This window comes from Ectothiorhodospira mobilis, assembly GCF_900114895.1.
GTDB classification, from domain to species: Bacteria; Pseudomonadota; Gammaproteobacteria; order Ectothiorhodospirales; family Ectothiorhodospiraceae; genus Ectothiorhodospira; species Ectothiorhodospira mobilis_A.
Window position 1 is genome coordinate 46,539 of the sequence record NZ_FOUO01000016.1, and the last position, 6,840, is coordinate 53,378.

General features: G+C 67.4%; 9 protein-coding genes, 1 tRNA gene and 1 pseudogene. 7 read left to right on the forward strand and 4 right to left on the reverse strand.

The genetic code is table 11. From position 1 onward, the window contains the following. The first annotated feature begins 19 nt into the window (after nucleotides 1-19). From BM214_RS10635 to fnr, 6 genes are all read left to right on the forward strand, one after another. A complete protein-coding gene (locus BM214_RS10635) occupies nucleotides 20-529 on the forward strand; it encodes an ATP-dependent zinc protease family protein (RefSeq protein WP_244887969.1) in 510 nt (169 codons plus the stop codon). Between the two features lie 41 nt (nucleotides 530-570). After that, a complete protein-coding gene (locus BM214_RS10640; RefSeq protein ID WP_090486842.1) occupies nucleotides 571-2,097 on the forward strand; it encodes an inactive transglutaminase family protein in 1,527 nt (508 codons plus the stop codon). Further along, nucleotides 2,094-3,062: an alpha-L-glutamate ligase-like protein gene (locus tag BM214_RS10645; protein WP_090486845.1), complete on the forward strand. Its 969-nt coding sequence runs from the start codon at nucleotides 2,094-2,096 to the stop codon at nucleotides 3,060-3,062. Before BM214_RS10640 ends, BM214_RS10645 begins: the two co-directional genes overlap by 4 nt. Further along, a complete protein-coding gene (locus BM214_RS10650) occupies nucleotides 3,059-3,448 on the forward strand; it encodes a fluoride efflux transporter FluC (RefSeq protein ID WP_090486848.1) in 390 nt (129 codons plus the stop codon). Before BM214_RS10645 ends, BM214_RS10650 begins: the two co-directional genes overlap by 4 nt. Next, entirely contained in the window at nucleotides 3,445-3,861 is a 417-nt protein-coding gene (locus tag BM214_RS10655; RefSeq protein WP_090486851.1) for a CrcB family protein, read from the forward strand. Before BM214_RS10650 ends, BM214_RS10655 begins: the two co-directional genes overlap by 4 nt. Before the next feature lie 122 nt (nucleotides 3,862-3,983). Continuing rightward, nucleotides 3,984-4,760, forward strand: coding sequence for a fumarate/nitrate reduction transcriptional regulator Fnr (gene fnr / locus BM214_RS10660; protein ID WP_090486853.1), 777 nt, complete (start codon nucleotides 3,984-3,986; stop codon nucleotides 4,758-4,760). A gap of 22 nt (nucleotides 4,761-4,782) precedes the next feature. On the opposite strand, the gene BM214_RS12525 is transcribed toward fnr, so the two are convergent. From BM214_RS12525 to BM214_RS10680, 4 genes are all read right to left on the reverse strand, one after another. After that, entirely contained in the window at nucleotides 4,783-5,247 is a 465-nt protein-coding gene (locus BM214_RS12525) for a hypothetical protein (RefSeq protein ID WP_177217652.1), read from the reverse strand. Nucleotides 5,248-5,440: 193 nt separating this feature from the next. Then, nucleotides 5,441-5,516 (reverse strand) — tRNA-Thr (locus tag BM214_RS10670). A 224-nt stretch (nucleotides 5,517-5,740) separates the two neighbouring features. Then, on the reverse strand, nucleotides 5,741-6,028 hold the full coding sequence (locus BM214_RS10675) for a HigA family addiction module antitoxin (protein WP_090486860.1): 288 nt from the start codon (nucleotides 6,026-6,028) through the stop codon (nucleotides 5,741-5,743). 10 nt (nucleotides 6,029-6,038) lie between these two features. Beyond that, nucleotides 6,039-6,317: a type II toxin-antitoxin system RelE/ParE family toxin gene (locus BM214_RS10680; RefSeq protein WP_090486863.1), complete on the reverse strand. Its 279-nt coding sequence runs from the start codon at nucleotides 6,315-6,317 to the stop codon at nucleotides 6,039-6,041. A 359-nt stretch (nucleotides 6,318-6,676) separates the two neighbouring features. Here BM214_RS10680 and BM214_RS12855 point away from each other — a divergent pair. Further along, a pseudogene (locus BM214_RS12855) lies at nucleotides 6,677-6,840 on the forward strand (IS5/IS1182 family transposase); the annotation flags it as partial.

A 6,840-nucleotide genomic window follows, 5' to 3' on the forward strand; every position in this document is an offset into this window, starting at 1 on the left:
CACATTCCAGGGAGCCCGCATGCGTTTCCCCTTCCCCGCCGTCCTCCTGCTCCTCCTCCTGCCCCTGGCCCCGGCCATGGCGGATCCCCCCGCCCGGGAGATGCATATCCTGGGCTGGGTGGAATGGATCCGGCTCATGCCGGAAGACCTGCGCATCAAGGCCAAGCTGGACACCGGCGCCACCACCTCATCCCTGAACGCCTTGAATCAGGAGATCTTCGAGCGCGACGGCGAGGAGTGGATCGCCTTCGACATCCTCGACCCGGAGGACGAGGACCGGCACATCCGCCTGGAGCGGGAGATCACCCGCTACGTGCGCATCGTGCGCCACAGCGGCGATCACCAGCGCCGCCCGGTGGTGGAGGTGGACCTGTGCTTAGGGGGCGTGCAGCGCCGGGAGGAGGTGAGCCTGGTGGACCGCACCGAGCTCAACTACCAATTGCTGGTGGGGCGCAACCACATGGAAGGCGCCATCCTGGTGGACCCGGGGGAGACCTTCCTGGGCGAGGCCCGCTGCCCGTCCCCCTGATCCCCGACTCCGGGACCTTCCGCCTGCGCTAAGGACGCCCCATGAAACGCCTGCATCTTCCCCTGCTGATCCTCATCCTCAGCGGGATCGCCCTGGGCATCTTCTACCACAAGGCGGTGAACCTGGGGTTCCCGCTGCTGCCGGCCCAGCAGACGGACAACTGGGTGGTGGAGGCCCGCGTCAGCTTCGAGCCCACGGGCGGGGCGGTGACGGCCCGGTTCTTCATCCCGGAAAACCCGCCGGGGATGGCCCTGCTGGAGGAGCACTTCATCTCCCGGGGCTACGGCCTCACCACCACCCCCACAGGGCCGAACCGCGAGGCGGTATGGACCACCCGCTGGCCCAGCGGCCCCCAGGCGGTGTACTACCGGGCCACGGTCTACCCCTTGGAACAGCCCCGGGCCGATCAGGCCCCCTACCCGGGCCCCGTGGCCCAGCCGGAACTGGAGGAACCCTACCGCTCCGCCGCCGAGGAGGTGGTGCAGAAGGTGCGCGAGCGCTCCGCCGACATCACCAGCTTCGCCACCGTGCTGGTGCGGGACATGAACCACCCCGCCGACGAAAACATGCAGTTGTTCGTCTCCGCCACCGACAGCGACCGGGAGAAGGTGCGCACCGCCATCCAATTGCTGGCGGGGGCGCGCATCCCGGCGCGCATGGCCCACGGCATCCAGCTCACGGACCGGGGCAACGACCTGCAGCCGGAGACCTGGCTGGAGGTGCACAACACCCGATCCTGGGTGGCCATCGACCCCGACGACGGCACGGTGGGCTACCCGGACGATTTCCTGGTGTGGTGGCGCGGGGATACCCCGCCGGTGCGCCTGGACCGGGCCCGGGATGCCCAGGTGCGCTTCTCCGTCGCCCACAACTACCAGAACGCCGTGGAGGTGGCCCGCCAGAAGGCGGACCTGCTGGATTCCCGCATGGCCGATTTCTCCCTGCTGGAGCTGCCGGTGCAGACGCAGAACATGTACCGCGTCCTGCTGCTGGTGCCCCTGGGGGCCATGATCATCGTGCTGCTGCGCAACGTGGTGGGCCTGCAGACCTTCGGCACCTTCATGCCCGTGCTCATCGCCCTCTCCTTCCGCGAGACCTCGCTGCTGGGGGGCATCATCCTGTTCAGCCTCATCGTCTCCCTGGGCCTGGCCATCCGCTTCTACCTGGAGAAGCTCAAGCTGCTGCTGGTGCCGCGCCTGGCCTCGGTGGTGATCGTGGTCATCCTGCTCATGCTGGCCCTGAGCATCCTCAGCCACAACCTGGGCATCGAGCACGGCCTCACCGTGGCCCTGTTCCCCATGGTGATCCTGGCCATGACCATCGAGCGCATGTCCATCGTCTGGGAGGAACACGGCCCGGCGGACACCCTGCGCCAGGGGATCGGCAGCCTGGCGGTGGCCGCCGTCTGCTACCTGGTGATGATCAACCCCTATATCGATCACCTGTTCTTCGTCTTCCCCGAACTGCTGCTCATCGTCCTGGCCCTGACCCTGCTCCTGGGACGCTACACCGGCTACCGTCTCACCGAGCTGGTGCGCTTCCGCGCCTTCGGCGGGGGGGAACGATGAGCCGCTGGTTCGTGCGCCCGTCCACGCTGCGTCGCCGCGGGGTCATGGGGCTGAACCGGCGCAACGCCCAGCTCATCGCCCCCCTCAACCCGCGCCGCTACTACCCCCTGGTGGACGACAAGCTGCGCACCAAGGAGCTGGCCCTGGAGGCGGGCATCGCCGTGCCCGAGCTCTACGGCGTCATCGCCACCAACCACGACATCCGCCACCTGCCCCGCCTCCTCGCGCGGCGGGAGGACTTCGTCATCAAGCCGGCCCACGGCTCCGGCGGCAACGGCATCCTGGTGGTCACGGGCCGCATGCAGAACCGCTTCCGCCGCGGCAGCGGCCGCCTCATGGACCTGGAGGCCCTGGGGCATCACGTCTCCAACATCCTCAGCGGCATGCACAGCCTGGGGGGACAGCCGGACCGGGCCATGATCGAATACCGGGTGCGCTTCGACCCCCTGTTCGATCCCATCAGCTACGAGGGGGTGCCGGACATCCGCACCCTGGTCTACAAGGGCTACCCCATCATGGCCATGGTGCGCCTGCCCACGCGGGACTCCGACGGCAAGGCCAACCTGCACCAGGGGGCCGTGGGCACGGGGATCGACCTCTCCAGCGGCGTCACCACCCGCGGCGTATGGCACAACCGCATCGTGGATCAGCACCCGGACACGGGGCATCCCATCACCGGCCTGCAGATCCCCGGCTGGGAGCGCCTGCTGGTGCTGGCGGCCCGCTGCTTCGAACTCACCGGCATGGGCTACCTGGGGGTGGACCTGGTGCTGGACCGGGACCACGGCCCGCTGATGCTGGAGCTCAACGCCCGTCCGGGCCTGGCGGTGCAACTGGCCAACGACGAGGGTCTGGAACACCGCGTCCGGGCCATCGACGCCCTGCCCCCCCGCAAGGTCCCCCCGGAGACCCGTGCGCAGCAGGCCATGGACCGCTTCCACGCAGCGGCAAGACCACCGGCATGAATAACACCTGGACCCAACTCCCCTGGGTGGCCCTGGGCAGCGCCCTGGGCGGGCTGGCCCGCTTCCACGTGGGGGGCTGGGTCACCCGCCTGAGCGCATCGGCCTTTCCCTGGGGCACCCTGGCGGTGAATGTCTCCGGCGGGCTGGCGGCGGGCATGGCCTGGGCCCTGCTGGCGGACACCGGCCCCCGGGCCCTGGAGGCCCTGCTGCTGTCGGGTCTCCTCGGCGGCTATACCACCGTCTCCTCCTTCTCCCTGCAGACCCTCACCCTGCTGCGCCAGGGGCATCCCCTGCAGGCCCTGGGCAACCTGACCGCCTCCCCCCTGCTCTGCCTCGGGGCCGCCGCGCTGGGCTACTGGCTGGCCGGGCTGGGGATACCGGCATGAGGCTGCACCTGGCCATCGCCGCGGGCACCGCCCTGGGGGGCACGCTGCGCCACCTGACGGACGCCCTGGCCACCGGCCCCCTGGGACTCTCGCCCCAGGCGGCCACCCTGGGGGTCAACCTCCTGGGCTCCCTGCTCATCGGCCTGTTCACGGGCCTGGCGGGCCCCGGGGGACGACTGCGGGTGGGCGCGGCCACCTACCAGGCCGTGGTCACCGGCCTGCTGGGGGGCCTGACCACCTTCTCCCTGCTCAGCCTGCAGAGCCTGGCCGGGGCCCTGGAGACCGGCCCCCTGCCGGCCCTGGCCGGGCTCCTGCTCCACCTGCTGGCGGCGGTGGCCGCCGCCGCCCTGGGCCACGCGGCGGCCCTGCGGCTGAACCGCCACCCATCCCCCAACACACCCCCTCGGGGCTGATATCATGCCCTACCGGGCGCAGCCTCCCGGCCCGGGCTTGTAACCCAGCGATAGACTCAAGTATGGTGGAACCCACACCTGCGCACACCCGGGGGGCGTGCGCCGCGGAACGAGACGATCCGATGGCCTCGAGTAACGTCATGAAGATCAAGGACCTGAAGGTGGCCTGCAAGGCCTGCAGTCTCAGGGAGCTGTGCCTTCCGGTGGGCGTTTCGGTGGAGGACCTGGAACAGCTGGACGGCATCATCATCCGCAAGCGCCCCGTGCACCGGGGGGACCGGCTCTACGAGGCGGGACACCCCATGCACAGCCTCTATGCCGTGCGCTCGGGCTCGGTGAAGACCTTCGTGCTCACCGACGACGGCCAGGAGCAGATCACCAGCTTCCACCTCCCCGGCGAGCTCCTGGGGCTGGACGCCATCGGCGACGGCGTCCACCCCTGCACGGCCCTGGCCCTGGAGACCTGCAGCATCTGCGAGATCCCCTTCGAACAACTGGAGGCCCTGGCCAGCCGCTCCCCGGAACTGCAACACCAACTGCTGCGCATCATGAGCCGGGAGCTGCAGAGCGACGAGCACCTGGTGACCCTGCTGGGCCGGCGGGGCTCCGACGCCCGCGTCGCCGCCTTCCTGCTGAACCTCTCCGACCGCCTGGGCCGGCGCGGCTTCTCCCGCCACGAGTTCCATCTCACCATGTCCCGCAACGACATCGGCAACTACCTGGGCCTGGCGGTGGAGACGGTGAGCCGCATGTTCAGCCGCTTCCAGCAGGAAGGGCTCATCCGCGTGCAGCGCAAGCTGGTCACCCTCCTGGACCCGGACGGCCTGCGCCGCGTGGCGGGGATGGAGATGCGCACGGAACAGCCGCCCCGCCCCGAGGCCAGCGCCGGCCCCGTCTGAGGCCTCCCGTTCGCAGGTGACGCTAGCGATCCAGGGCCGAGGCCAGCACCCGCCAGCGGATCGCCCCGGAATGCAGGCTGTATTCCAGCAGCATCTGACCGCGCACGTGGCCGTCCTCGAACACCGCCAGCACCCAGCGATCGTTGAGCACCCGCACCCCGCCCGGCACGAAGAAGAACCGCCCCCCGAGCACCGGCTCATGGGGGATCAGCCCCGGATGCGCCCGCAAATCCGCCGCCAGGTCGCGGCGGGGCTCGGCCAGCCCCAGGGCCTGCAGGCGGCGCACCTCCCGCGGGGTGAGGCCGGCAGGCTCCGCAGCCGGCCCGTCCGCATCCGCCTCCTGCAACCGCTCCTGCAGCGCCCGGATCTGGGCTTGCCCCGTCTCCAGGGCCCGCTCTGCCTGCCATGCCTGGTGACCGGACACCGCCGTGATCCCCAGCAGGAGGACCACCAGCGTCAGCCACACCCCGCGCTCGATACGCCCCATCGTTCCTCCAGTGCGCAAACCCGCACCGCCGGCGGCCTCCCTGCACCGCAGGCACTCGGGTGATTCGTTGCGGACAAGACACACGCCCACCGTCCACCCCACGGGAATGGGAGTGGATCGGCGGCCTGCGTGTATCGGGAAAACACACCCCGCAGCGGCGCGGGGGTCGGTCCGGGGGGACCGGGAAGGGATCTGGTGCCGGAGATAGGAGTCGAACCTACGACCTTGGCATTACGAATGCCCTGCTCTACCAACTGAGCTACTCCGGCAGCGGCAGAACAAGCATTTTAGCCCAAGCGAGCGGCGGACTCAATCACCGGGCCACACCCCGGCCCAGGGCCACAAGGCGGTCACAAGAAATTCGCAAAATCAAACCCTTATAGCAAGGCATCCTGTACCGGAGCATCCCTATGAACGCTAGCCATCACCGGTGACAAAACCGGATCGAAGCGGTGCTTTTGGCATCCAGTGCATGGCCTGGTTATATGCTGCCCTATGCGGCAACAAGCTTCTTAACCTTGAGCTCTTTACGATGTTGCTCGGCATGCCAGAGCTCATACTGAGATTGCTGATTCAACCAGCTTTCTGCCGAGGTCTCGAACGCGATAGAAAGACGGATCGCCATCTCAGGGCTAATACCAGCCTTGCCGTTCAGTACAGCACTCAGAGTTTTGCGACTTACTCCCAATGCTTCCGCAGCCGCAGTTACAGACAGGCCAAGGGGTTCCAGGCATAGCTCTCGCAATACTTCACCAGGATGGGGAGGGTTATGCATCAACATTGGCGACACCTCAATGGTAATCCTCGTAATTCACGATCTCTGCATCTCCATCCTCGAACCGAAAGGTCACTCGCCAGTTACCGCTCACCGTTACTGACCAAATTCCCGTTCGATTTCCTGAGAGCTCATGCAGTCGAAGGCCTGGCAAGTCCATATCCTTGGCGTCTGATGCTGCATTCAGCCTACCGAGAATCAGCCGAAGCCTCTTTGCATGAGCCGCCTGAATCCCTGCTGTGCTCCCGGACTTGAAGAACTGCGCCAAGCCCTTGTGTTTGAAGCTTCGAATCATTCATTGAGTGTAACCTATAACGTACCAGGTATCAATGGGCATGACACCCTGATCATGCGCCGGGTTAATACCCGCCCTTACCCGATTGGCGGCAGATGGTGAGAATCTACCATTCTCAGTCCCGATCCTATGATGTATCTTGCGGGGGGTCTGACGAAGCGGCTGGCTTTGCAGACTTAGCCGCGTCTCGAACGGCCGTCAAGTCCTCCTCCACATTCAACGCAATTTGCGCACGCTTCAGCGCCAGCCGCCCATGGTACTCGGCGGCATCCCGCATTTCCGCCCTGAAGGGAACCTCGAAAAATCGCCCCATCCGCGGCATCATCCCCCCAACCCCGATAAACGGATGAACCCTCGCCATGCAGCCTGGATTCTTTGACCTGGAAGACCGGTACGCCCTGCTGGAGAAGCTGGGCGATCCATTGCCCCAGCTCAACCGCGTGGTGGACTGGGAGGCCTTCCGGCCGACGCTGGCCAAGGTGTATGACAAGCCCCGCAAGAGCAAGGCGGGCCGCAAGCCCTA